At 34.7% G+C, this 26,348-nt stretch carries 24 protein-coding genes and 1 rRNA gene; 8 read left to right on the plus strand and 17 right to left on the minus strand.

Translation table 11 applies throughout. From position 1 onward, the window contains the following. Positions 1-129: 129 nt before the first annotated feature. From AC0608_RS13460 to AC0608_RS13475, 4 genes are all read right to left on the minus strand, one after another. Positions 130-1,643, minus strand: a 16S ribosomal RNA gene (locus tag AC0608_RS13460). Positions 1,644-1,720: 77 nt separating this feature from the next. Beyond that, positions 1,721-1,876 carry a hypothetical protein gene (locus AC0608_RS13465; RefSeq protein WP_478287969.1) on the minus strand — a complete coding sequence of 52 codons (156 nt, stop codon included), beginning with the start codon at positions 1,874-1,876 and terminating at the stop codon, positions 1,721-1,723. 855 nt (positions 1,877-2,731) lie between these two features. Then, the gene (locus AC0608_RS13470) at positions 2,732-3,541 is read right to left on the minus strand and encodes a lysophospholipid acyltransferase family protein (RefSeq protein ID WP_478289423.1); all 810 of its coding nucleotides are present in this window, start codon (positions 3,539-3,541) and stop codon (positions 2,732-2,734) included. Positions 3,542-3,626: 85 nt separating this feature from the next. Further along, positions 3,627-4,277 carry an NUDIX hydrolase gene (locus AC0608_RS13475; RefSeq protein WP_478289424.1) on the minus strand — a complete coding sequence of 217 codons (651 nt, stop codon included), beginning with the start codon at positions 4,275-4,277 and terminating at the stop codon, positions 3,627-3,629. Between the two features lie 93 nt (positions 4,278-4,370). Between AC0608_RS13475 and AC0608_RS13480 the strand changes: the two genes are divergently transcribed. Continuing rightward, on the plus strand, positions 4,371-4,811 hold the full coding sequence (locus AC0608_RS13480) for a DUF4268 domain-containing protein (RefSeq protein ID WP_417958172.1): 441 nt from the start codon (positions 4,371-4,373) through the stop codon (positions 4,809-4,811). Between the two features lie 33 nt (positions 4,812-4,844). Here AC0608_RS13480 and AC0608_RS13485 read toward each other — a convergent pair whose 3' ends face one another. From AC0608_RS13485 to guaA, 11 genes are all read right to left on the minus strand, one after another. Beyond that, complete coding sequence (locus tag AC0608_RS13485) at positions 4,845-5,255, minus strand: hypothetical protein (protein ID WP_478289425.1); 411 nt, start codon at positions 5,253-5,255, stop codon at positions 4,845-4,847. Between the two features lie 2 nt (positions 5,256-5,257). Continuing rightward, a complete protein-coding gene (locus AC0608_RS13490; protein ID WP_478289426.1) occupies positions 5,258-6,202 on the minus strand; it encodes an NAD(P)H-dependent flavin oxidoreductase in 945 nt (314 codons plus the stop codon). An 18-nt stretch (positions 6,203-6,220) separates the two neighbouring features. Beyond that, a complete protein-coding gene (locus AC0608_RS13495) occupies positions 6,221-7,834 on the minus strand; it encodes a S8 family peptidase (protein WP_478289427.1) in 1,614 nt (537 codons plus the stop codon). Between the two features lie 135 nt (positions 7,835-7,969). Next, positions 7,970-9,157 carry a tRNA 2-thiouridine(34) synthase MnmA gene (gene mnmA / locus AC0608_RS13500; RefSeq protein WP_478289428.1) on the minus strand — a complete coding sequence of 396 codons (1,188 nt, stop codon included), beginning with the start codon at positions 9,155-9,157 and terminating at the stop codon, positions 7,970-7,972. A gap of 72 nt (positions 9,158-9,229) precedes the next feature. Further along, on the minus strand, positions 9,230-9,943 hold the full coding sequence (locus AC0608_RS13505; RefSeq protein WP_478289429.1) for a toxin-antitoxin system YwqK family antitoxin: 714 nt from the start codon (positions 9,941-9,943) through the stop codon (positions 9,230-9,232). A gap of 177 nt (positions 9,944-10,120) precedes the next feature. Then, positions 10,121-12,025 (minus strand): membrane protein insertase YidC, encoded by a 1,905-nt coding sequence (gene yidC / locus AC0608_RS13510; protein ID WP_478289430.1) that lies wholly within the window; start codon positions 12,023-12,025, stop codon positions 10,121-10,123. A 61-nt stretch (positions 12,026-12,086) separates the two neighbouring features. Continuing rightward, complete coding sequence (pyrG, locus tag AC0608_RS13515; protein ID WP_478289431.1) at positions 12,087-13,700, minus strand: CTP synthase; 1,614 nt, start codon at positions 13,698-13,700, stop codon at positions 12,087-12,089. 73 nt (positions 13,701-13,773) lie between these two features. Beyond that, positions 13,774-14,007: a DUF3820 family protein gene (locus AC0608_RS13520; protein WP_417958180.1), complete on the minus strand. Its 234-nt coding sequence runs from the start codon at positions 14,005-14,007 to the stop codon at positions 13,774-13,776. An 80-nt stretch (positions 14,008-14,087) separates the two neighbouring features. Then, positions 14,088-14,489: an OsmC family protein gene (locus tag AC0608_RS13525; protein ID WP_478289432.1), complete on the minus strand. Its 402-nt coding sequence runs from the start codon at positions 14,487-14,489 to the stop codon at positions 14,088-14,090. After that, the gene (locus AC0608_RS13530; protein WP_478289433.1) at positions 14,489-16,429 is read right to left on the minus strand and encodes an amino acid ABC transporter substrate-binding protein; all 1,941 of its coding nucleotides are present in this window, start codon (positions 16,427-16,429) and stop codon (positions 14,489-14,491) included. The genes AC0608_RS13525 and AC0608_RS13530 overlap by 1 nt, the downstream gene beginning before the upstream one ends. 131 nt (positions 16,430-16,560) lie before the next feature. Then, positions 16,561-18,090, minus strand: a complete 1,530-nt coding sequence (gene guaA, locus AC0608_RS13535) for a glutamine-hydrolyzing GMP synthase (protein WP_417958183.1) — start codon at positions 18,088-18,090, stop codon at positions 16,561-16,563. A gap of 199 nt (positions 18,091-18,289) precedes the next feature. On the opposite strand from guaA, the gene AC0608_RS13540 reads away from it, so the two are divergent. Beyond that, the gene (locus AC0608_RS13540) at positions 18,290-18,817 is read left to right on the plus strand and encodes a hypothetical protein (RefSeq protein WP_417958184.1); all 528 of its coding nucleotides are present in this window, start codon (positions 18,290-18,292) and stop codon (positions 18,815-18,817) included. Positions 18,818-18,837: 20 nt separating this feature from the next. Here AC0608_RS13540 and AC0608_RS13545 read toward each other — a convergent pair whose 3' ends face one another. Then, entirely contained in the window at positions 18,838-19,599 is a 762-nt protein-coding gene (locus AC0608_RS13545; RefSeq protein ID WP_478289434.1) for a hypothetical protein, read from the minus strand. 197 nt (positions 19,600-19,796) lie between these two features. On the opposite strand from AC0608_RS13545, the gene AC0608_RS13550 reads away from it, so the two are divergent. The 6 genes from AC0608_RS13550 (at position 19,797) to AC0608_RS13575 (ending at position 25,653) form a co-directional block, all read left to right on the plus strand. After that, positions 19,797-20,207 (plus strand): RidA family protein, encoded by a 411-nt coding sequence (locus AC0608_RS13550; RefSeq protein ID WP_417958186.1) that lies wholly within the window; start codon positions 19,797-19,799, stop codon positions 20,205-20,207. Positions 20,208-20,240: 33 nt separating this feature from the next. Continuing rightward, complete coding sequence (locus tag AC0608_RS13555; protein WP_478289435.1) at positions 20,241-21,497, plus strand: chloride channel protein; 1,257 nt, start codon at positions 20,241-20,243, stop codon at positions 21,495-21,497. A gap of 69 nt (positions 21,498-21,566) precedes the next feature. Continuing rightward, a complete protein-coding gene (locus AC0608_RS13560) occupies positions 21,567-22,571 on the plus strand; it encodes a DHH family phosphoesterase (RefSeq protein WP_478289436.1) in 1,005 nt (334 codons plus the stop codon). Positions 22,572-22,575: 4 nt separating this feature from the next. Continuing rightward, a complete protein-coding gene (gene gldI / locus AC0608_RS13565) occupies positions 22,576-23,232 on the plus strand; it encodes a gliding motility-associated peptidyl-prolyl isomerase GldI (protein ID WP_417958190.1) in 657 nt (218 codons plus the stop codon). 14 nt (positions 23,233-23,246) lie between these two features. Then, a complete protein-coding gene (locus tag AC0608_RS13570; protein ID WP_478289437.1) occupies positions 23,247-24,374 on the plus strand; it encodes a peptidylprolyl isomerase in 1,128 nt (375 codons plus the stop codon). A gap of 37 nt (positions 24,375-24,411) precedes the next feature. Further along, positions 24,412-25,653 (plus strand): peptidylprolyl isomerase, encoded by a 1,242-nt coding sequence (locus AC0608_RS13575; RefSeq protein WP_478289438.1) that lies wholly within the window; start codon positions 24,412-24,414, stop codon positions 25,651-25,653. Between the two features lie 149 nt (positions 25,654-25,802). Here the strand turns inward: AC0608_RS13575 and AC0608_RS13580 are convergent, their stop codons facing one another. Continuing rightward, positions 25,803-26,243 (minus strand): hypothetical protein, encoded by a 441-nt coding sequence (locus tag AC0608_RS13580; RefSeq protein ID WP_417958193.1) that lies wholly within the window; start codon positions 26,241-26,243, stop codon positions 25,803-25,805. Between the last annotated feature and the right edge of the window lie 105 nt (positions 26,244-26,348).

Raw genomic sequence — 26,348 nt, forward strand, 5'->3', positions numbered from 1 at the left:
AGACACTCTTATTCTTAAATGGTATTATTTGAACTAACAGCAAGAGTAATATAATGTCATTATTTGTTTCCTTCTCGAACTTTCGTCTTCTTTCCCTAGCGTGTATTGCTACTAACACTAAGGCTCTAGAAAGGAGGTGTTCCAGCCGCACCTTCCGGTACGGCTACCTTGTTACGACTTAGCCCTAGTTACCAGTTTTACCCTAGGCAGCTCCTTGCGGTCACCGACTTCAGGCACCCCCAGCTTCCATGGCTTGACGGGCGGTGTGTACAAGGCCCGGGAACGTATTCACCGGATCATGGCTGATATCCGATTACTAGCGATTCCAGCTTCACGGAGTCGAGTTGCAGACTCCGATCCGAACTGTGACCGGTTTTATAGATTCGCTCCTGGTCACCCAGTGGCTGCTCTCTGTACCGGCCATTGTAGCACGTGTGTAGCCCAAGGCGTAAGGGCCGTGATGATTTGACGTCATCCCCACCTTCCTCTCAGTTTGCACTGGCAGTCTCGTTAGAGTTCCCGACATGACTCGCTGGCAACTAACGACAGGGGTTGCGCTCGTTATAGGACTTAACCTGACACCTCACGGCACGAGCTGACGACAACCATGCAGCACCTTGTAAATTGTCTTGCGAAAAGTCTGTTTCCAAACCGGTCAATCTACATTTAAGCCTTGGTAAGGTTCCTCGCGTATCATCGAATTAAACCACATGCTCCACCGCTTGTGCGGGCCCCCGTCAATTCCTTTGAGTTTCATTCTTGCGAACGTACTCCCCAGGTGGGATACTTATCACTTTCGCTTAGCCACTGAGATTGCTCCCAACAGCTAGTATCCATCGTTTACGGCGTGGACTACCAGGGTATCTAATCCTGTTCGCTACCCACGCTTTCGTCCATCAGCGTCAATCAATTAGTAGTAACCTGCCTTCGCAATTGGTATTCCATGTAATCTCTAAGCATTTCACCGCTACACTACATATTCTAGTTACTTCCTAATAATTCAAGTCAGACAGTATCAATGGCCGTTCCACCGTTGAGCGATGGGCTTTCACCACTGACTTATCTGACCGCCTACGGACCCTTTAAACCCAATGATTCCGGATAACGCTTGGATCCTCCGTATTACCGCGGCTGCTGGCACGGAGTTAGCCGATCCTTATTCTTACGATACCGTCAAGCTCCGACACGTCGGAGTGTTTCTTCTCGTATAAAAGCAGTTTACAATCCATAGGACCGTCATCCTGCACGCGGCATGGCTGGATCAGGCTTGCGCCCATTGTCCAATATTCCTCACTGCTGCCTCCCGTAGGAGTCTGGTCCGTGTCTCAGTACCAGTGTGGGGGATCTCCCTCTCAGGACCCCTACCCATCGTTGCCTTGGTAAGCCGTTACCTTACCAACTAGCTAATGGGACGCATGCTCATCTTTCACCGATAAATCTTTAATATATAAATGATGCCATTCATATATACTATAAGGTATTAATCCAAATTTCTCTGGGCTATTCCTTTGTGAAAGGTAGATTGCATACGCGTTACGCACCCGTGCGCCGGTCTCTAGTTCCGAAGAACTATACCCCTCGACTTGCATGTGTTAAGCCTGCCGCTAGCGTTCATCCTGAGCCAGGATCAAACTCTTCATCGTATATTGTACGCTTGAATAAATTCAAGCTATTGTTATTCGACTAAATTCTAGTGGTTTTTTCAAATCTCTCGATTCTATTACTCTTTATTCTTTTGTCTTAAGATCTCTCTTAAAACGGCTGTCAATTCAATATGTCTAGGAACGTGTTCTTCTTTGTTTCTCTCTTCGTTTGATTCATATTGTGTCTCTCTGGAAGCGGGTGCAAAAGTACAACTTCTTTTTTCAACTGGCAAGAAAATTTTGAAGTTTTTTTAGAAATATTTCTATCTCTCTTTCTTCTCGTTTTACTACCAATCTGTCAAGGAACATTGCGCGTTTTGCGGGGTGCAAATGTAACTTCCGTTTTCTAATCTCACAAGCTTTTTATAATCTTTTTTTGAAAATAAATTTTCCTCTTGATTACTCTTACTTGCCAGTGTTTAAAAGAACGTCTGCGTCATTGCGGGTGCAAAACTACACCCTTTATTCAGTTATTCAAGCTTTTTTAATCGCTTTTTTTAATGTTTTTTTAACCTATTCTTTAAATCGCTGAAAACATGATTCTTGAAACCAAAGTTTTTTAAACAAAACTACAATCAAACAACCAGTAAAATCGTTTTATTGTCAAAATACCCTATTTATTACCCAAATCAACTACACCAACTTATTTAAAAATCCTTATCTATTTAATAAAGCTTTAGAAATTCAACCATTATTACAGCTTTTCATGCCTTTCAATACGATCTGAACATTAAAAACAGCTTCCATTGCCAGTATTTAAACAAAAGAATCTGGTCTGGATCAATAAAATGGTTTTGGATATAACACCATAAACATCACTTTCTTATTCTATACTATATATAGTACGGATAGCATTTTGAATTCCTACTATATATAGTATAGAATAAAAAATCTCGAACTTTAAAACTCGCGCCGGGATAGCAGCGCAAAGCCACAGCTAAACAAAATCAAATCGTGTTGCGCCCAGACATAGCCCAACCAATTATAAAAAAAGCGACAACTACCCATCTGGTAATTGCCGCTTTGTATATAAAGAGAAACCCTAAAACGGAAAATGTTGAATAATTAAGCTGCCTTATCGTTATTGTCTAATATTCCCATCTGCGGGTTTTATTCAATTCCTCTTGTTCTTTTATAATTTCTGCTGGTATTACTTTTAGAAACGAACAATGTTGTTCTATGGCGTACTCCACTTTTTCAACGATTTCTTCAATACTGTCCATATCATAATCAATATCTAAAGGCTCTTTAATGATAAAGGACTGCAGAATCCCTTTCTTTTTCATGCGTAAACCTTTTTTATCAAAAGATCGACGAAAACCATCTATCACAATAGGAACTACAATGGGTCGGTGTTGTTTAATAATATGGGCTGTTCCTTTGCGGACAGGCCTAAAAGATTTGGTAGTACCTTGCGGGAATGTAATAACCCAGCCATCTTTTAGAGCAATTTTAATATTCTCAGTATCATCAGGATTGATGTCTTTTTTCTCAAGAACATCTACGCCTTTTGCTCTCCATGTTCTCTCGACTGTAATTGCACCCGCGTAAGCCATAATTCTTGGTAACAATCCCGCCCGCATGGTTTCTTTGGCAGCGACATAATAAATATTCATTTTGGGCTGCCAAAGATAACATACATTTTTAATACTATCATCCCTACCGCTGAGACTCGCATTAAAAACATGAAACATGGCTACAACATCTGCAAAATAAGTTTGATGATTGGAAATAAAGAGCACATTGGTATCTGGTAACTTTCTTATTATTTCTGAACCTTCAATTTGTAATTCATTAAAACCTCTATACCGCCTATGTGTCATGGCACCGAAAATCCGAATTACCCATTTCTTTATAAATAATATATGACCAAAAGGATTTCTTTTAAACAATCCCATAAAACTATGTGTTTTTAATATTTAATTAGCAAATTTACGAAATAAAACTTGATATTATTTACAATTTCACAACCTCAATTTAACTTTAAATAGAAGGACCCAGCACTTCTTTCAAAACTTCTTTTAATTCGCTTAACATCATTGCTGTTGCCCCCCAAACGATATGCTCTTCAATTTTAAAAGCAGGAATATTAATATTAGTGGCATAAGAAGTTGTCATATTAGCAGCGACCACAATAGAATCACTTAAGAAAACAGACAAAGGCAATTCGATAATATTGGACACTTCTGATGGGTCTAAAACAAAAACAAGTTCTTCTTTACTGATTCCTAAAAAAGGATGTACCATGAAATTACTTGGAGGAATGTATAATTCAGTAAACGGTCTTAAAACTTCAATTTTATAGGGATGAATTCCAACTTCCTCATGTGTTTCTCGCAGCGCAGTATAGGCAAAATCCTGATCCTCGAGTTCATATTTTCCGCCTGGAAAGGCAATTTGTGCTGAATGTACTCCAGAATATGAATTCCTAACGATCAAAACTAAATGGGCAGTTTCATTTTTAGGGTAAAAAAGCATCATTACTGCGGCTATTCTAGGATTATCAGCTCCGAAATCTTTTTTTTGCAAGCTTTCCAATCGTTCCAATGGTGCCATTTTTATATGTGCATCAAAGGCAGGTAGCTTTGCATCAACTAATTTGGGAACAAATTGTAAAAATTCTTGAAAATCCATAATCAAAGTCTATTTTTGCACATTGAAATTTAATATAAATATAGTCTAGAAAATAGAGTTGCACAAATATTCTAGTACCAAAAGTCATTCCTAATGTACAGCAAAGAAGAAACCCAAAGATTGAAACGCGAATTCTGGATTGAATTTGCAGAAAAATATCCTCGCAAATGGTTGTTGTACGATACTAAGATAAAAGATTTCTCTTTTAAATTTTATGTAGACAATAAAAAAGCACAGGTATTAATAGATATCGAACATCGTAGTGATGAAAAAAGAATTGCTTATTTTGAAAAATTGGAAGCACTAAAAAACATTCTGGAAGAGGAATTTATCAAAGACTTAATTTTCGAAAAAGAATACACACTGGAAAGTGGCAAAACAATTAGTAGGATTTGGGTTGAAAAAATAGGAGTTGGAGTCAGTAACAGAAAATACTGGGATGAAATTTTTAATTTTTACAACGAAAAAATGAATGCTTTAGAATTGTTTTATTTAGAATATGATGATTTCATTAAGGATATTGAAAAACTATAAATACGAAAATTCAACAACGATACGTTTACATTATTACATATTGAAAATATTATACACAATAATCCTATTGTCATAATTGATATACAACTGTTTTCTATTTTCTTGTTTTTTTCTGGTAATTATTGAAACCGTACAATCGACTCCTTCATTATCTTTGCACGTAAATGAATATACAATATCACTATCATTTTCCTCAATGGGCTGATAATCGATGATTTCAAATAATTGAATAATTTGTGAATAAACAACAATTCGGTTTTTGTTAGTATCCAATGTCACTAACATATTAACCAGATTCAAATCAGACCACTTACCCCATTTTCCTTTTTCATTTTTTTCTAAAACACTAAAACCAGACGTTTTAAATTTATAATTTTGACTATAAGAATGTTGTAATCCTAAGATTAAAAAAAGTAGCAGTATAAATCTATTTGTTTTTTTCATTTTTAAAAATGATAATTTGTTATCTCTTTTTTTGCAATTTCAAAATCAAGAATCATTTCCTCAATAATTTCACCTGCTGGTTTTATCACTTGTATGATGCCTGCTATTTGACCAATTTCTAATTCTCCTTCTATTAAATCCCCTTCAAACATTCCTCGTTTTGCTCTAGCTCGCCCTAATAACATAGCGATTTCTTGTTTAGTTGGACATTTTTCATATAAATCCTGAATATCCTGATAAAACTTATTCTTAATCAATCGAACTGGAGCGAGTTCTTTTAAGGTCAATTGCGTATCTCCTTCCTTAACATTTATAATTGTATTTTTGAAATTATCATGAGCCGATGATTCCAGGGATGCGGCAAATCTACTTCCCACTTGAACACCATCTGCACCAAGAACCATTACTGCTAACATGCTGCGACCAGTGGCAATACCGCCAGCAGCAATTAATGGAAGGGTAATTTTTTCTTTTACCATAGGAATAAGTGTTAGCGTTGTGGTCTCTTCTCTACCGTTATGTCCTCCCGCTTCAAAGCCTTCAGCAACAATTGCATCAACACCAGCGTCTTGCGCCTTTAAAGCAAATAAAGAACTACTGACTACATGAACAACAGTTATGCCATTCTCTTTTAGATAGGAAGTCCATGTTTTTGGATTACCTGCAGATGTGAAAACGATTTTCACACCTTCATCAACAATAATTTTCATAATTTCATCGATGTTCGGATACAACATGGGAACATTTACCCCAAAAGGTTTTGAAGTCGCTTTTTTACATTTCTGAATGTGTTCTCGCAAAACTTCGGGATACATGGAACCTGCACCAATTAATCCTAAACCACCAGCATTACTTACTGCACTCGCTAATTTATATCCACTGTTCCAAATCATTCCACCTTGAATAATTGGGTATTTAATTTTGAAAAGGTTTGTAATTTTATTCATGTGGTATTGATACTATCATTATTTTTTTATTATTTTACCTGCTTTCGAAAAAGCATTGGATTCCATTTTATAAAGATACATTCCTTTATCGAGCCATTTCAATGAAATAATGGAGGATTGCAGAGTGATTTTTTGCTCTAAAATTTTCTGCCCTGAAATAGTATATATAAAAAAAGTCCCCATTTCAAATTTTTCCGGCAACGAAACGGTAACAAAATCGCTGGATGGATTGGGGTAAATTATAAAATCATCCTTTGAAAAAGAGTCCATAGACAATTCATTGCTTACTGCCAATCCAAAATCCGGAATTCCATACCCATATTGATTATTGGGAACTGAAAATTTATCAGATGATTTTAGTATTAATTCTTTGATTTGTTGATTTGTTTTTTGTGGAAAAGCTTGCCACAAACAAGCTACCATACCTGCCATGATTGGGCTTGAAAAAGAGGTTCCATTTGCAGTAACTATATTTCCTGCTGCATCGGAAACTACTGCTGCTTGTCCTTGGGCCATTACATCCGGTTTTATTCTTCCATCAGAAGAGGGCCCTATTGAACTAAACGAAGTTATCACTTCAGAAGAATTTACTGCACCAACTGCGATTATTGAAACCGCATCTGCAGGAACGGCAATGTGTGCATCTGATGTACCACCAGAATTACCTGCTGAAGTGACCAAAATCATCCCTCTGCTAAATGCAATTTCAGCCCCACGGGACATAAACGTTGTTGTACCATTCATCTCACTATAGGTATGATTGTATGCTACTTTGTCAAAATCAAAATACCCCAAAGAAGTATTAATAATATCTACACCTAAACTATCAGCTTTTTCAGCTGCTTCAACCCAAAGTGATTCTTCCACAGGATTTTCAGCGGTATCATCTTCGGTTATGAATAAATAATAGGACGCATCAGGAGCAGTTCCCACTAGTGAATTTTCCTTGTAACCACCCATAGAGGAAAGTACGGATGTTCCGTGAGAAGAACCTGTATAAAAATTTGAGTTTCGTAAAACAAAATTATAACCTCCTAGAATCTGACTGTTATCTCTCAATCTTTGAAAAGGTGGTATTGTATTTACACCTGGATAACCCGCATCCATCACGGCTATTATTTTTCCGGAACCTGTATGATTTTGTTGGTGTAACACTTTCCCATTGAGCATCTGGATTTGATTGGAAGAGGAACCGTAGGCATAATCAATTTTCGTTTTCTTAGTCTTATTCCCTGTTTTTACCTTATAGGATTTCGCTGTTTTTCCAGTTTGATTTAATGATTTGTCAGCAAAATCAACTGTATTGACAAAAGAAAGTCTTTTTACTGCGTTTATATTTGCCTGCGATCCTCTAACATGAATTGCATTCAACCATTTGGATTTTGCCATAACAGTAATTCCAATTGCAGCTTTAATTTGACTTATATATGATGCCTCTACTGGAATATCTTTAAAATCCAACCCTATTTTTTGATTTGTTCTTCGGTCCAATGCTCTTTGAGAAAGCATTTCCAATGGTGAATCAGAAAAGAATTTAGAATTAGGCTTTGCATTAAAATATACCCAAGCATCCTCTTGTGAAAAACCAGTATTCGCAACTAATAGGAGAATAAATAAATAGAATTTTCTCATAGATACCTTGTATATTTTATGCCATACAGATTCTAACTAAATGGAAATGAATCACAATTACAGCTGTTTTTTAAAAAACTATTTTTAATTTGGATACACTAAATTCCTTTTAACCTTAGCAAACAAATTACTAAATTAAGAAATCACTCCTGAACCTACTAATTCATCCGCCAAATACCACGCAGCAAATTGTCCTTCGGTTATTGCAGATTGTGGTTCATCAAAGGCCACGTACATTTCGTTTTCAAATTGATACAAAGTGGCGCTTTGCAAAGGTTGTCTGTAGCGGATTCTTACCATAACGTCTAAAGTTTCTCCAGCAATCAAAGCCAAATCTTTACGAATCCAATGCACTTCTTCTTTTTCAATGCGCAATGCTTTTTTGAATAATCCAGGATGCTGACTCGACAAACCAGTATAAATCGTATTCGTTTCTACATTTGTGGCTATAATAAACAAAGGATCAGTTGTACCTCCAACATTCAATCCTTTTCGCTGTCCAATAGTAAAATAATGAGCCCCTTGATGCTTGCCTACTACTTTCCCCATTTGCGGCGTGTATGGAATTTTTCTGGATGCTGATTTTAAATCTTGCTCTATACCAAGTCCTACTTGGTTTTCAGTAGTATAAATAGAATCATTTTTATCTATTTGAACAATAATTCCTTCTTTGGGTTGCAATTTTTGCTGCAAAAATTCCGGTAAACGTACTTTTCCAATAAAACACAAGCCTTGAGAATCTTTCTTATCCGCAGTAACTAAATCCATTTGAGCGGCAATTTCCCGTACTTCCGGTTTTGTTAACTCCCCAATAGGAAATAACGATTTTGACAATTGTTCTTGAGACAATTGACAAAGAAAATAAGATTGATCTTTATTGGTATCGGCACCAGCTTTCAGTTGAAATATAGTTTCTCCATTGACTTCGATTTCGCTTTTTTGACAATAATGCCCCGTTGCTACAAAATCAGCACCAAGACTCAAAGCAATTTTCATAAAAACATCAAATTTTATTTCGCGGTTACAAAGTACATCGGGGTTTGGAGTACGCCCTTTTTCATATTCGTTAAACATATAGTCTACGATTTTATCTTGGTACTCTACACTTAAATCTACCGTTTGAAAAGGAATCCCTAATTTCTCGGCAACCAATAAAGCATCATTACTATCTTCTAACCATGGACATTCATTAGAAATAGTAACCGAATCATCATGCCAATTCTTCATGAAAAGACCTATGACTTCATAGCCTTGCTGTTGCAACAAATAAGCAGCAACACTTGAATCTACACCTCCCGAAAGTCCTACAACAACACGCTTCATCTTTAAAAAATTATTATTTTATAAGGGTGCAAAGTTACAAAAGATTTACAACAGTATTTGTTAACGTTACCGTTAATTGTTTTTTGATTTAGTGGCATTTTCCGGAATGTTCATATTCATTTCTTTGACAACTTTTCCTTTTTCAAAAAACTGCCACATTCCCGCTTTCTTACCATTTACAAATTGTCCTTTAGAGACTATATTCCCTTTTGAATCTCTAAAAACTGCGACACCATTGTAAAGATCATTCTTAAAAACAGACTCTTCTAGCACAATCCCTTTTTCAGTATATTTTTTATAAAAACCATTTTTTAAATTATTTTTATAACTGATTTCCTCGGCAATTTTACCACTGAGATAAAAAACGGTGCGCAAACCTTCTAGTTTTCCTTTAATATAGTACTCCGTTGTCATTATATTCTTGGATGCTTGATGGTAATATTTCCATTGCCCTTCAAATAATTTAAAGACCACTTTACCTTCACTGACTTTATTCTTATTTTGGTCATAAAAAATGGTATAGGCCGAATTATCTTTCGCATTAAATTCTCTTGTGGCAATTACGGATTTAGCTTTGGTATCATCATAGAAATTAAAAACACCAATTTCTTTGCCGTGATCAAAAGTACCTTCATATCGAGGTCTTTTAGATTCTTCATAAAATCCTTTCCACACGCCGTGTTTTTTTCCTTTGGAATCTAATTTATTGAAATCAGTTTGTGCAAAAAGACTAAGCACATTCAAAAAAATTAACACTACTATTCCTTTTTTATAAAATATTTTCATGTGCGGTGTTTATTGATTTATATTGATCAAAAGTAATTGCTATGTTATCATTACTCATTAGAACATAATAACACAAATAATCGTTTCTTAAGTGCCTTGATATATTAACGAAATCAGGTCACTTAAAGTATTTGTAAATAAAAAAATCTCGATTATCTCGAGATTTTTTTATTAAAATTATTTTTTCTTTTGCTGTGCTTTTTGAGCTTCTGCTTGTTCCATCACTTCTTGAAGTTTTTTCTGGAACTTACCTTGTTTCTTTGGCTCTTTCAATTTATTTACTTGAATTTGAGCATGAATCTTATCGCTATCAATAAAGTATCTTTTGATGACAATCATTATTCCTATTGTAATTAAATTTGATATAAAGTTATACAAACTCAATCCCGCACCATAACTATTAAAGAAAAACAACATCATTATTGGCGATACATAAATCATGATTTTCATCATTTTTGCCATATCCGGCATTCCTTCTTGCTGTGGTGCCGCCATTTGCTGGTCACCAGAAGTCATCTTCATGTAGAAGAAAATAGCTATAGACGCAAGTACAGGAAACAAACTGATGTGATTCCCATAGAAAGGGATGTAAAAAGGCAAACGGATTACCTCATCAAAAGAAGACAAATCATCAGCCCAAAGGAAGCTTTTTTGTCTCAGCTCAAAAGCCGATGGAAAAAACTGAAACGAAGCATACATAAAAGGAAGCTGAATCAATGCTGGAATACAACCTGCCATAGGATTTACCCCCGCTTTATTATATAATTTCATAGTTTCCTGTTGTTTCTTCATTGGGTCTTTTTTAAATTTTTCTCCCAATTCTGTAATTTCAGGTCGCAATACTTTCATCTTAGCTTGTGACAAGAATGATTTGAACGTAATAGGTGACATTGCAATTTTTATGATAATCGTAAATACAATAATCGCAATTCCATAAGCTATATAAGAACTTAAAAATCCAAATAATGGAATGAAAATAAATTTATTAATCCATCCAAAAATACCCCAACCCAATGAAATAATCTTCTCAAGATTTTTATCATAATGTTTCAAAGTCTTATAATCCGTTGGTCCAAAATACCAACTCATCTTATGATCTAATTCTCCATTTGTAAAAGCTAGAGGAATATTAGCTTTAAATTGTTTGGTAAAAGTAGTATCAATTTTATCATCTTTAACTAAATTATCAGATTTAACTTTAGCCGTTTCTAAAGGTGTTTTTGATAAAAGAATCGTAGAGAAAAAATGTTGTTTGAAAGCCACAAAAGTCGCTTTTTCTAAATCAGATTCTTCTGATTGTCCTAATCCAGCGTAATCAATCTTTCCTTCTTTGTGCTCAAAATAGATTTCGGTATAGCGATTTTCGTATGAAACACTTTTTTCATTTCTGTACGTTTTCAAATTCCATTCTAAATCCAATGGTTTAGCGGTATTCAAGACATTATTCAATCCTTGAGAACGAATATCGAAATCAATCATATATTCCTTCGGTTTCAAAATATATTTATATTCTAAAAACGCATTAGCTCCTGCTTTCAATTTCATTGACAATACTTGATCTGCTCCAACTTTAGTCAAAGTAGGCTCAAAATACAAGTCTTTAGAATTTAAAGTACGATTATCACTGGTCAGTAATTGTAGATTCAAATTGGCGTTATTGTCTTTTATCAATTCAACTAATTGTCCAGAACCTTTCTTGAATTTCTCGAATTGCTTCAAAGTAGCCTCAACAATATAGCCTCCTTTATTGGCGATTTTTAATTTAACTACTTCATTTTCAATAGTAGTAAATCCAACTTTGGCAGATGGCAGTGTTGCTGAATACGCAAAACTCCCTAAAGTTTTCTGTAACTGGGCCAATTGTGTAGAATCTCCAGTAGCAGCAACAGCAACGGTAGCTTTGGCTACAGTTATAGCTTCTACTTCTTTCGCTTTGGCTTGATTAATTACCAACTCTTTTTGTGCTTTTTCAGCAGCAACCACTTTCGGGTCTGGTTGATTTTGGTACATGATAAAAATCAGAATACCAAAAATTAATGCAAAACCTATAATCGAATTGAGGTCAAATTTTTTTTGTTCCATTATAATTAAAAAAAGTTTAAAGTTTAAAGTGTTCCGTTTATTAGCACCGAATCATCTCCTATTATTTTTTCTTTGCCTGAACTGCTGCTGCCACAAAATTTACAAAAATTGGGTGCGGATTCGCTACCGTACTTTTGTATTCCGGATGGTACTGTACACCAATAAAAAACGGATGATCTTCTATTTCTACAATCTCAACCAATCCGGTATCAGGATTTACTCCTGAGGCAAGCAATCCTGCATTCTGTAATTGCGCAACGTAATTGCTATTGTATTCATAACGGTGACGGTGACGTTCCGAAATAGTTTCTTTTCCGTAAATTTTATAGGCTAACGAATCTTTTTTGATGTCACATTTCCATGCACCAAGACGCATTGTTCCCCCTTTATCCGTAACTGTTTTTTGCTCTTCCATAAGATTCACTACCGGATGAGCTGTATGTTCATTCATTTCGGTAGAATTAGCATCAGCAAAACCCAGCACATTTCTTGAATATTCTATAATTGCCATTTGCATGCCCAAACAAATACCAAAAAACGGTACTTTATTTTCACGAGCATATTGCACTGCTGCAATTTTCCCTTCTATTCCTCTTTCTCCAAAACCTGGTGCTACAAGAATACCATCTAAACCCGCTAATTTCTCGTGTATGTTGCTTGCATCAATATGTTCTGAATGTATCGAAATAACATTCACTTTTGTTTCGTTGGCAGCACCTGAATGAATAAACGCCTCCAAAATAGATTTGTAGCAATCTTGCATCTCTACATATTTTCCTATCAAACCGATATTCACGGTATGCTTCGGATTTTTTAATCGACGTAAAAAAGTATTCCAGTTTTTTAAATCGGGAGCGGCTTTTTTAGGTAAGTCTAGTTTTTTTAACGCCACAACATCAAGTCCTTCTTCCAGCATTAAATTAGGCACTTCATAAATAGTAGAAGCATCGATTGATTGAATAACAGCTTCTCTTTTTACATTACAAAACAAAGCTAGTTTATTGCGTAATTCTTCAGAAATTTCGTGTTCTGTTCTGCACACTAAAATATCTGCTTTTATCCCGCTTTCCATCAATGTTTTTACAGAGTGCTGTGTCGGTTTTGTTTTCAACTCGCCAGCAGCAGCTAAATAAGGCACTAAAGTAAGATGTATCACAATACCATTGTGCTCTCCTAATTCCCAAACTAACTGACGAACAGATTCTATATAAGGTAAAGATTCAATATCTCCTACAGTACCCCCAATTTCAGTAATTACAATATCATAATCGCCAGAATTTCCCAGCAATTGCATTCTTTCTTTAATTTCATTGGTAATATGAGGCACAACTTGTACCGTTTTACCTAGAAATTCTCCTCTTCTTTCTTTTTCTATAACCGAAAGATAAATTCTTCCAGTGGTAACATTATTTGCTTGAGATGTAGGAACATTCAAAAAACGTTCGTAATGACCTAAATCCAAATCCGTTTCGGCACCATCATCGGTCACATAACATTCTCCATGTTCATAAGGATTTAATGTCCCTGGATCTACATTTATGTATGGGTCAAACTTTTGGATGGTGGTACGGTATCCTCTTGCTTGTAACAATTTTGCCAAAGATGCTGCAATGATTCCCTTCCCTAAAGAAGAAGTCACACCGCCTGTAACAAAAATATATTTCGTTTGATTCATGCTGTTGTTGTTTGTATTGTAGTTGTGTAAAAAAACGTGGCAAAAGTACAATTATAAATTGTCAAATTGAAAATTAAATCGGTTTTGGATACCGTTTTTTTATATTTCGAATTAACTCTTCAAGGCCATTCAATTTTAATTCATAAATTAACTTCAATTGTTCCCCTAATTCTCCTTTAGGAAAACCTTTATTGCTATACCAAACAATGTAGTACTCAGGGATATCAATAAGAAACCACCCTTCATATTTACCAAAAGGCATTTTGGTATGGGATAGCTTAATGAGTTGCTTTTGATTTTGATCCATTTATTTTGAAGAAAACAACAAAGAGAAAAGAAACAAGAAGTACTCCTTCCTGCTTCTTTCCTCTTGCTACTCAACTCTATTTATTTCCAGTTAAAACTAATACGCTTATCGACTTCAGGATGCAAACTTAAAAAAACAGGACAAGTCATTGCGGTTCTTTCCAATATTGTTTTATTTTTTATATCGGTTGTCCCATACATCTCAAAGATAATTTCAATAGCACCGATACGCCTTGGTTCCGCGTTCATAATTTTAACGACCTCAGCCGTAGAACCTTTCAAATCAACATCTAAATCTCGAGCTTTTATTCCCATTACAGTCATCATACAACTTGCCAAAGCATTGGCAACAGTATCCGTTGGAGAAAAAGCCTCCCCTTTCCCATTGTTATCCAATGGCGCGTCCGACAGAATTTCGGTACCTGATTGCAAATGAATAGAAGATGTTCTTAAATCTCCTAAATAAGTCACTATTGATGTCATTAATTCGCTTCTTTAATGGTTAAATCAGTATCATAATACAAAATATAAATACCTTTATTCACATAACCTGCACCTTCTTTTTTATAAAATTCGAATTTATTATCTATTTGCTCTGTTGCGGTAGCATCAATTGTTTCCTGATATTTTTTACCTTGAGACAAACGCAACATGGTATCAAAAGTAACATCAAATCCTCGGGTTGCAAAAACACTAGGATAAATTTTATTTTTCTTTCGGAAATTTTTCTCAAAAATTAAAGCTTCTGGAGATTCGTTTTCACGAGTAACAGAAGGATACATTAATTTTAATTTAGCCAAATTAGTGAAGTTGATTTCGTCAGTATCTAATGTTTCGTTTGGCTCCAAAATAACCAACTGCACCTTATAAGCTACCATGGCACTTAACATAGCTGCTACTGTTGATTTTATCATTCCGGTATTTTCGGTCTCCATCACCACATAGTTTATTTTATCTTTTACAAATAAACTTTTCAAATTTTCAGCAGAAACACCTCCATTTGGAGTAAGTGTTGAAAATCGTACATCCTTATGATTGGTACTGATATACTGTATTACGGAGCTTTTTTTCTTATCAACCACTGCTATAATATTTCCCCCTTTGGAACGCATATAATCGAAAACGGCATTTTTAACGGTTTCAGCAGCAGGAATAGATTGAAAAATATTAGCGTAAGAAATCCCTAAATCTTTTGACAAAGGAGAAATTACGGGAACTTGATTTGGCATCAATAACTCCGCCGTTTTCTCTACATTACTTTGATAAAAAGGCCCAATGATCGCGTCAGAAACTTCTAAATCATTATCTCTTATAATCGAAGCAACATTAGACGTGTTTTTAGTTTCCTGTGAATCGAAAATTTTCACATCAATGTCAAACCCTAGTTGTTTAGCCGAATCGATAGCCACCAAAGCTCCAGCATAAAAATCCAAAGTCATATTCAAAAATTTGTCTTTTTTCAAACGCATGGGTAACGTATTGACTGTATCGCCTTCCATTTTAGCTAAATTGAACGGCAATAGAAGCACTAGCTTTTTTCTGTCACTCGTGTTGCTTTTTGACAACTCTGTGTATTGTTTCTTAATTTCGGGCGAAAGAGCAATTGTTGCAGGCACCCTTAAAACCATACCTTCTATGACGCCTTGGGACAAATTAGGATTTAGAGCAATTAACTCCTCTTGCGAAATACCAATCCTTTTTGATAGGCTATACAATGTTTCTTTTGGTTTTACTGTATAATCCAAATAATTAATTACTGCATTGGCTTTCACAGGATTTAAAGCTGTAGTCTCTTTTTTAGATTCAAGAACTACTGTAGATTTATCTGATTTAGGAGCCATACCTTTAATCAATAATTTAAATCCTTCCGGTAAATTAGACACTACTTCCGGATTTTTGCGTTCCAATTCGTCAATTGTAATACCGTATTGTTTAGAAATCGAATACTTGGTTTCTTTTGGAAGCACATAATGGTAAACCACTTTTTCCGCAGTGGCCGTATTATTTTTTAAAATAATGTTTGAAGGTATTGTAAGAGTCTGACCTATTTGCAAGCCCTCTTTTTCAAGAAACGGATTGGCTTGTTTTAAGGCTTCGTCAGAGACTCCGTATTTTTTTTCAATACCATACAACGTTTCTTTTGGTGCTACCTGATGCATTATAGCAGTAATCCCTTTTTTTTGAGGAACATTTACAGTTTGCTTTCCTGAACTTTTGGGAATCAACAAAATACTATTGGGCTTTAAACCACTTTGTGCATCTGGATTTAATTGATAAATATCAAATGGAGTAACCTTATATTTTTGTGCAATCTGATTGATCGTCTCTCCTTTTTCTACTTTGTGTGTAGTTGTTTTCTCTTGTGCAAAAACACTGTAATTAAACCACATAGCAGTCATACAAATCGCAAAAAAATATTTCATCTTTTTATTTATAAAATTATCCAAATCATTAATAAAGTAACGGTATCAAATTTTATTCCAAAAATTTGATACCGTTTATGTATCGAACATTCTAAACAATGATGTTCAAAGAAGATAAAAAACTTAGACTATTATTCCCATTCAATAGTTGCAGGCGGTTTTGAACTAATATCATATACTACCCTATTTACCCCTTTTACTTTATTGATGATGTCGTTTGACACTTTCATCAAGAAATCATATGGTAAATGTACCCAATCTGCAGTCATACCATCCGTTGATTCTACGGCACGAAGCGCTATCACTTTTTCATAAGTACGTTCATCTCCCATAACACCCACACTATTTACAGGAAGTAAAATAGCTCCGGCCTGCCAAACTTTATCATACAATCCCCAAGATTTTAAACCTTCGATAAAGACAAAATCTACTTCTTGTAAAATTCTAACTTTTTCTGGTGTGATATCACCTAAAATTCTAATTGATAATCCTGGTCCAGGAAAAGGGTGTCTTCCTAATAATTCAGCATCGATTCCTAGTGAAGCACCTACTCTTCGTACTTCATCTTTAAAAAGCATACGAAGTGGCTCTACAATTTTCAATTTCATGTAATCGGGTAAACCACCCACATTATGATGGGATTTAATAGTGGCTGAAGGTCCTTTTACCGAAACTGATTCAATTACGTCTGGATAAATAGTTCCTTGAGCTAACCATTTAACGTCTTCAATAAGGTGTGACTCATCATCAAAAACTTCGATAAATACACGTCCGATAATTTTACGTTTGGTTTCCGGGTCACTTACACCTGCTAATTCAGATAAAAAACGATCTCCAGCATCGACTCCTTTTACGTTTAAACCCATGCCCTTGTATTGATCCAATACATTCTGGAATTCGTTTTTGCGAAGCAAACCATTATTGACAAAAATACAATACAGGTTTTTACCAATAGCTTGGTGCAACAAAACTGCCGCTACGGTAGAATCTACTCCACCAGATAGTCCAAGAACAACTTTATCGTCTTGCAATTTTTCTTTAAGTTCCGCCACCATGTCAGACACAAAAGCGTTTGGAGTAAAATTTTGTGGAACTTCAGCAATTTTTACTAAAAAATTTTCCAGCATTTTTGACCCATCTGAAGAATGGAAAACCTCCGGATGGTATTGAATACCAAAAGTAGTTTCTCCTTCAATTCTATAAGCAGCAAATTCTACATCATGTGTACTTGCAATCTTAACTCCATTTGCAGGCAATGTTTTTATGGTATCACTATGACTCATCCAAACTTGGCTGTTCTCTGAAACACCTTCAAAGAAGACTTCGCTCTCTTTTATAAAAGACAGATTAGCTCTTCCATATTCTCTAGTATTGGATGAAGCGACTTCACCTCCACTGAAATGTGACAGATATTGAGCACCGTAACAAACGGCTAACAAAGGTAATTTTCCTCTTATTTGAGATAAATCGGGATGAAGCGCATCCTCTGATCGAACAGAAAATGGGCTACCACCTAGGATAACTGCTTTGTAAGGGGACAAATCACTTGGAAAATGATTGTAAGGGAAAATTTCGCAGAATATATTTAATTCGCGAACTCTACGCGCAATAAGCTGTGTGTATTGCGATCCGAAATCTAAAATAAGTACGTTGTGTTGCATGCGCAAAAATACTTTTTATATTTTGAATTGAAAAATTGAATTCTGAAAAATATTTATTTTATTTTTATTAATTAAACAATCTCATTTCTGATATAAAAAATAATTACGATTAGCAATGTGAACTACTTTTTTTCTAAAATTGCCTTTAAAAATATAAAACACTACTTTTACAGACCTAAAATCTACTAAAAACAAAAAGATGAAAGCAAAAAAATACTTAGTTATTGCAATTTTTGGACTGCTAGCTATTTCTTGTAATGTGATTGATGATTTATTGACCTTTTCAATAGACAATCAAACTACTGTTACCGTTCCTACTGGATTTCCTGTAAATACCGCTCTAGAATTTGTTACTCCAGAAGTTCCTTCTAATTCAAGTGCCGTATTTCAAAACAACAATACAAAAGCTGAATTAGTAAAGGATGTTAGACTAAAAGAAATGAAACTGACGGTAACAAATCCTGCTAATAAATCATTTTCATTCTTGAAATCAATACACATGTATATTTCTACAAATGATACTGATGAAATAGAACTCGCTTTCTTAGACAATATCAATTCAACCTCTACTACAATAAGTCTAACTTGTACTCCCGAAAAATTAGATAAATACATAAAGGCATCCAGTTTCAAATTAAGAACCAGAGCCGTAACTAAAGAAACAATTACTCAGGATGTATCTATAAAAGCGGACATGAAATTTCAAGTCACCGCCGATCCCTTTTAGAGATCAATTTAATGTAGAAACTATTCTTTAACTAAGATTATGGTAGCTTTGAAACCCGTTCCAAGATTCCACTGACTTGCAGATATCAAACTACCTTTATCATCATAGACTTTAAATTCAGCGGTATTAGGACCAGAACTTCCTTGGTTTAAGGCTTCAAAATCAATCTTGTTAAACCCTTTTTCTAAAACGATTTCAAAACCTTTAAAATTACTGTCCAAGTTCACTTGATACTGTATTACTTTATCATTTAAATACACTCTAATCTGATCTCCATCAACGTAAGCCGCATCACGGTACATCACCTTAGCAGTAACAGATCCCGTTTGAAAATTACCTAAATTTTGATTCTTTCTGTAAACTATACCATTAGTATTTTCTTCTTTTTTATTCCACTTATCCTTGTAAATGTCACCTGGATTCATAAACTCATTTTTAGGAGTCATTGAAAAATTATTTGTTGGCGTAATAGGAAGAGAAGCACTCGGCTTTGGATTGAATATTTCCGGGTTTTTAAATACGTTTGGAGTCTTAACAGGAGGTATATTAACTTTTGGAGGTGTTGTTTTCTTAATTTTTGGTGCATTATTTTTTGGTGGAATTGCCTTAAATTTTGAGCTAAATTCATTCTGAGCATATCCACTTAGAGACATGCTGATTGTAATAATTAAAAATAAAATCCTTTTCATAGCTTTATAAATTAGTGTGTCAGTGCTTGTAAATTTTAAAAATAAAGAACCAATCGCATCTATTCCAAAATTAGGCAGTAATTTAACTTTCATTTATAACTCCTAATTGTTAGTTTTAGTACATTTTACAATACAAAATTGATGCATTTTACTCCACCGAAATTCAACTTTTTAATTATTAATTGCTCTTTTTATTTCAGTTTTTTTTCTAACTTGCAAAAAGTATGCCATATCATAAAACACAACTAAACACAACTAAACACAGTAAAACAACATCTAAAATCACTAAAATGAAAAGAGAAAACATCTTGACAGGCTCCCCATGGGAAGACAAAATGGGATATTGCCGTGCGGTACGTATTGGGAACGTTATTGAAGTTTCTGGAACAGTTGCCATTGTTGATGGTGAAAAAGTAAGAGCTGATGATGCCTATGCACAAACCCTAAACATATTAGAGCGCGTACAAAAAGTTCTCGAAGACTTAAAAGTTAGCATGGATGATGTCATTAGAACCCGCATATTTACTACTGATATTTCTACGTTTGAAGCTGTAGCAATGGCTCATGCTCAATTTTTCAAAGACATAAAACCTACAACAGGTTTCTATGAAATCAGTAAACTAATTTCCCCTGAATATTTAGTAGAAATCGAATTTACCGCAATAGCTAATGAAAAAACTTTAGTACAGGAAGGATTATAAAACTTTTGCAAAAACATATTTCCTATTCAAATAATGAGTTTAGAAAAAACTAAAAAATTTACGATCAATTTACTTAAATGGGTTTTTATTTGCACTGCAACAGGTGTTTTTTCTGGGTCAGCTTCAGCCTTTTTTTTGATTGCCTTAGAGTGGGTTACACAAATTAGAACACATAACAACTGGATTGTATGGCTGCTGCCAATAGCGGGATTATTACTCGGATATGGATATTATTATTGGGGAAAATCAGTAGTAAAAGGCAATAATTTACTTCTCGAAGAATATGAAAATCCACAGAAAATTATTCCCTTAAAAATGGCTCCTTTGATACTTTTAGGCACCTTAATCACCCATCTTTTTGGAGGTTCGGCGGGTCGCGAAGGTACTGCTGTACAAATGGGAGGTTCTATTGCCGATCAGTTCACAAAAATATTCCAACTCAATGATTCAGATAGAAAAACAATACTCATTCTGGGTATCAGTGCTGGTTTTGCCTCCATTTTTGGTACACCTTTAGCCGGAGCGTTATTTGCTTTAGAAGTTGTTTATTTTAGTAAAATCAATTTCAAAAGCATGCTACTTTCTTTTCTTGTTGCTTACATCGCCTATTTCACTGTTGTCCTCTGGCAGGTAAAACATACTCATTATACCATTCCACTAATTCCAACTGTAAGTTTCACCATTTTCTGTTGGGTGATTCTCGTGAGTATTTTATTTGGTTTAGCCGCTATGCTTTTCTCAAGAAGCACACGTTTTTGGAGTTCTTTATTTTCAACAATGGTGTCCTTTCCTCCGCTTCGTCCTTTTATAGGAGGATTTATTATAGCACTTACGGTTGTTTGTATCGGAACGACAAAATACATCGGATTAGGAATACCCGTAATCATTGAATCCTTTTCTAATCCTAGTGCTTCGTATGATTTTATCTTAAAAATACTATTTACAGGATTTACGCTCGGCGCAGGATTCAAAGGTGGCGAAGTGACTCCGCTATTTTTTATTGGAGCTACTCTGGGTAGTGTTTTATCGCTTGTAGTTCCTTTACCCATTGCACTTTTAGCAGGAATGGGCTTTGTAGCTGTTTTTTCGGGTGCTACCCATACACCTATTGCCTGTACGGTCTTGGGAATGGAACTTTTCGGAATAGAAAGCGGAATTTATATTGGAATTGCTTGTACCGTCGCTTATTTTTGTTCGGGATTAGTGGGGATTTACAATGCTCAGATTATCAAAGGAGCAAAATACAAGGTGTATGAAAAATTTAAAAGAAAAAAAATTCGTCTTTTGTGACTTTGTAAAAGTTTGTTAATTGTATAAATGATTTCAACATTACATTAAAAAAATGTAATTTCGCAAACTATGAAAATACAAGACATTCAAGCGATAGAGTTGTTATTATCAACTCCAAAAAAGATTGCCATAATCCCTCACCGTGGTCCTGATGGAGATGCCATGGGCTCTACCCTAGCATTATATCATTTTTTATTAAAAAACAACCACCATCCAGTTGTGGTTTCTCCAAATGAATTTCCAGATTTTCTGGCTTGGATGCCTGGATCAGAAAATGTCAAGATATACGAAAAAGACAAACAAAACTGCACCAAAATTCTAGAGGAAGCCGAGCTGATTTTCACATTAGACTTTAATGCTTTGCACCGTACAGGTGAAATGGAACACGTTTTAAATAAACTTAAAACGCCATTTGTCATGATTGACCATCATCAAAGACCAGATGATTATGCTGTTGTTACCTATTCGGATACATCGTTTGGATCGACTTGTGAAATGATTTATAACTTCATATCACTTCTAGGAAAAAATGAAGACATCGATAAAACGATAGGAACTTGTATTTATACCGGAATTCTAACTGATTCAGGTTCTTTTCGTTTTCCAAAAACAACAGGAACAACCCATCGAATTATTGCTGAATTAATTGATCTAGGTGTCGAAAATACGGAGATTCCAACCTTATTATTTGACAACAGCTCTTTTGGACGTTTACAATTATTGGGAAGAGCGCTTCAAAATATGAAAGTGTTAACGGAGCACAAAACTGCATACACGACGCTTACTCAAGACGAATTAAATTCGTTTGATTACATAAAAGGAGATACTGAAGGTATTGTAAATTATGGACTAAGCATAAAAGGAATCGTTTTTACTGCTATATTTATAGAAAATAAAGAAGAAAAAATCATCAAGATTTCATTCCGTTCTCAAGGTGATTTTGATGTTAATCAATTTGCAAGAGATCATTTTAATGGTGGTGGACATCGCAATGCAGCCGGAGGAAAATCAGAGTTTTCAATGGAAGAAACAATACGAAAATTTGAAGATTTAGTAACAAAATTAAGCATCTAATCCCATGAAAAACAGCACACTAATAGCAGTGTCTTTCTTTTTGCTTGTTTTGGTCTCAGCTTGTAAACAGCAACAGGAAGCCAGAAGACCTCTCTCTCAAACCTCCGGTAGTTTCATGAAGAAGTCCATAGCGCGCAATAAAAAGTTAGTAGCCAATGAGGAAACTAAAATTCAGGATTTGATTAAAAGTAATCCGAATGTCAAATACGTGGCTTCTAAGAAAGGGTATTGGTATTCCTATGTTACACGAAACGAAATTGATTCTCTGACTCCCAAAAAAGGAGATGTTGCTTTTTTTGATTATGAAATAAAAGATTTAAAAGGTACTATCATCTATTCTGAATTAGAATTAAGACCCCAAATTTATTATGTTGACAAACAAAATATTATGATGGGCTTGCGTGATGGTATTAAATTGATGCGTAAAAAAGAGAAAATAAACTTTCTTTTCCCTTCAAACATGGGGTATGGATACCATGGAGATGACAAAAAAATTGGGACCAATCAACCCCTAATTTGTACCGTTACGCTCCGCGATTTCAAATCCGAAGTTTTGTATAAAAAAGAAAATGAATTAAAAACAAAAACACCTTCAACGACAGTACCTATTAAACCAGAAACCCCTATCGTAAATAAGATTACGGACACTATAACTCAATAAAATTAAATTTAGAAATGAAAAAAAAGATCCTATTCGTATTCCTGGTAATCGCTTCATTTTACTCTTGTAAAGAAGAACATAACAATCTTCCTGACGGTTTATATGCTAAAATAGAGACTAATAAAGGAGAAATAATTGTACAATTAGATTTTGAAAAAGCGCCTATAACTGTAGCAAATTATGTGACTTTGGCTGAAGGAAAAAATGACTTTGTCACTAATGAAAATCTTAAGAAAAAACCGTTTTTTGATGGTTTAAAATTTCATAGGGTAATAAAAGATTTCATGATACAAACTGGTGACCCTTTAGGTACTGGTTCAGGAGATACCGGTTATAAATTTAAAGATGAATTTAATGATTTGAAATTTGACAAGGGGGGCGTTTTGGCCATGGCCAATAATGGACCTACTACTAATAGCAGTCAATTTTTTATCACACATCTTGCAACACCTTGGCTAGAAGGAAAGCATACCATTTTTGGCCGTGTAGTTGAAAAGGGAATGGATGTTGTCAATAAAATTGAACAAAATGATTACATCAATACCGTCACTATCATCCGAAATGGTGAAGCAGCAAAAAAATTTAATGCTGTAAAAACATTCAATGACTATTTTGCTGTTGAATCACAAAATCAAAAGAACAAAGCAGCTATTGATGCAGAAAACAAAAGAGTTTATAACGAAAAATACAAAGAAGTTCGGGAACAAAAAGTAACGTATTTCGCAACATTAAAAGCCAAATCAACTAAAACACCTACAGGATTACAATATATAATCACCAAGAAAAGTGGCGGTAAAAAACCAGCAAATGGCGCTACTGTTTTCATCCATTATGCCGGCTTTCTGGAAGATGGAGAATTGTTTGATACGAGTATAGGGAATGTTGCGAAAACTTTTGGAAAATACGACGAAAACAGAGCCACTCAAAACGGCTACCAACCCATCCCTTTTCAAGCCGGAAAAAAAGATGGCATGATTCCTGGTTTCATCGAAGGACTTGAACAATTATCTTTTGGAGACAAAGCCGTAATTTTCATTCCATCCCGTTTAGGATATGGAGAGGCTGGAGCTGGTGGGGTAATACCCCCAAGTGCTAATATCATTTTTGAAATTGAATTATTAGAAACAATGCCTCAACAATAATATTTTTAAAAAAAGTTAGACCTTAATTATTTAGAAAATGAAATTTAAAATTCTCTTTTTATTATTTCTCGGAACAGTAAGCATAGATGCGCAAACTATTAAAAAATCTATGCCGGTTAAAAAACCGATGACAACAGTTAAAGCGACCGTAAAGAAAGCAGTTAAACCTGTTGTAAAAACACCTGCAGTAATTGAAGGGATTTTTGCTACTATTGCTACAAATAAAGGAGATATTGTTCTTGAGTTAGAGTATAAAAAAACGCCTGTTACTGTGGCAAACTTTATAGCACTTGCTGAGGGTAAAAATACTTTTGTAACCGAGGAAAAACTAAAAGGGAAACCTTTTTTTGATGGTTTAAAATTCCACCGAGTTATCAAAGATTTCATGATTCAAGGTGGTGATCCTTCAGGAAATGGATCTGGTGGACCCGGTTATGCATTCAAAGATGAATTTACAGATTTGAAACATAATAAAGCAGGAATTTTATCAATGGCTAATTCCGGTCCAACTACGAACGGGAGCCAATTTTTTATCACACATAAAGAAACGCCATGGCTAGATGGAAAGCACACTGTCTTTGGTCATGTATCTCAAGGAATGAATATTGTCAATTCTATTACTCAAAATGATGTAATTACAAAGATTACTATTGTTAGAAAAGGAGCTTTAGCCAAAAAATTTGATGCCTCAAAAGTGTTCTCTGATTATTTCAACAATAAATCGGAAGATCAAAAAAAACAAGACCTCGTTTATGCTGAGAGTAAGGCCAAACAAGCTGCAATCCAAGCTGAAACTAAAAGAGTATACACGGAAAAATACGGTCCTGTTGTAGCTGCAAAAAAAGCGTATTTAGCAACTACAAAAGCAAGTGCAACAACTACTCCTTCAGGATTAGCGTATAAAATAACTCAGAAAGGAACCGGTAAAAAACCAACTAATGGAACAACATTTTATTTCCATTATGCTGGTTATTTTGAAGATGGAACTCTTTTTGACAGCAGCTATGAAGAGGTGAATAAATCCTTTGGAAAATTTGATGCCAATAGAGCTGCTCAAAATGGATATCAAGCATTTCCATTTGAAGCAGGAAAAAAGGAAGGTATGATTCCGGGATTTATAGAAGGCCTAGATAATATGACTCTTGGAGACAAAGCCGTAATTTATATCCCTTCAAATCTTGCGTATGGAGAAAGAGGTGCCGGTGGTGTGATACCGCCCAATACAACTCTTGTTTTCGAACTGGAAATGTTAGAAAAACAACCTGCCTCAAAACAATAAATTTTAAAAATTCACAAAAAACCCGACAGAATTCAAAATCTCTCGGGTATTTTTTTATAAATTATTCAGTAAGCTTAATTATGCCACCTAATAAAAATTCGTAATTATCTATTTTACAAAACTTAACAGAACTTGTTATTTAGAACTAATTATTTCTTCCCAAATTTCCAATCGAACTCATCTTTGTTATTGATGATGGCACCAATCTCCAATTTGACAATCTCATTAAATTCTGTTTGAAAAATGATCCAGTTTTCCTCATTAAAATAGTTTTCAAAAGTATCAAACTCTTCCTGAGTAAATTTAGTTATTCCTTTAAGAGCCAACTCTTTTTTGACGTCACTTATTTTCTTATTGATTATTTTATTTCCAAACAACTCTAAATCGATACCTGAAGCCACAATGTATCCCAATTTAAGTTCTTCCTCTTGATAGAATGTCAAACGCATTTTAAGCTTGTTGTATGCAAAAATCACATTATTCTCTTCATCCTTATAATTTCTATCAGGCTTGCCATAAATAGCTGTAACGTCGTTCTGTTTCATTCCGAAAATGAGCTTGTCAATTCCGTTTTTTGGATTTATTTTCATATATAGTTCTATTTTTATTTCTTTATTTGACAGTAAAGTTCGCAAAGTTTTTTGCAAAGTACACTACAATTAGTATTTAAAAGTTAACCTATCTTTTTAAAATTA

This window comes from Flavobacterium sp. GNP008, from assembly GCF_056428965.1.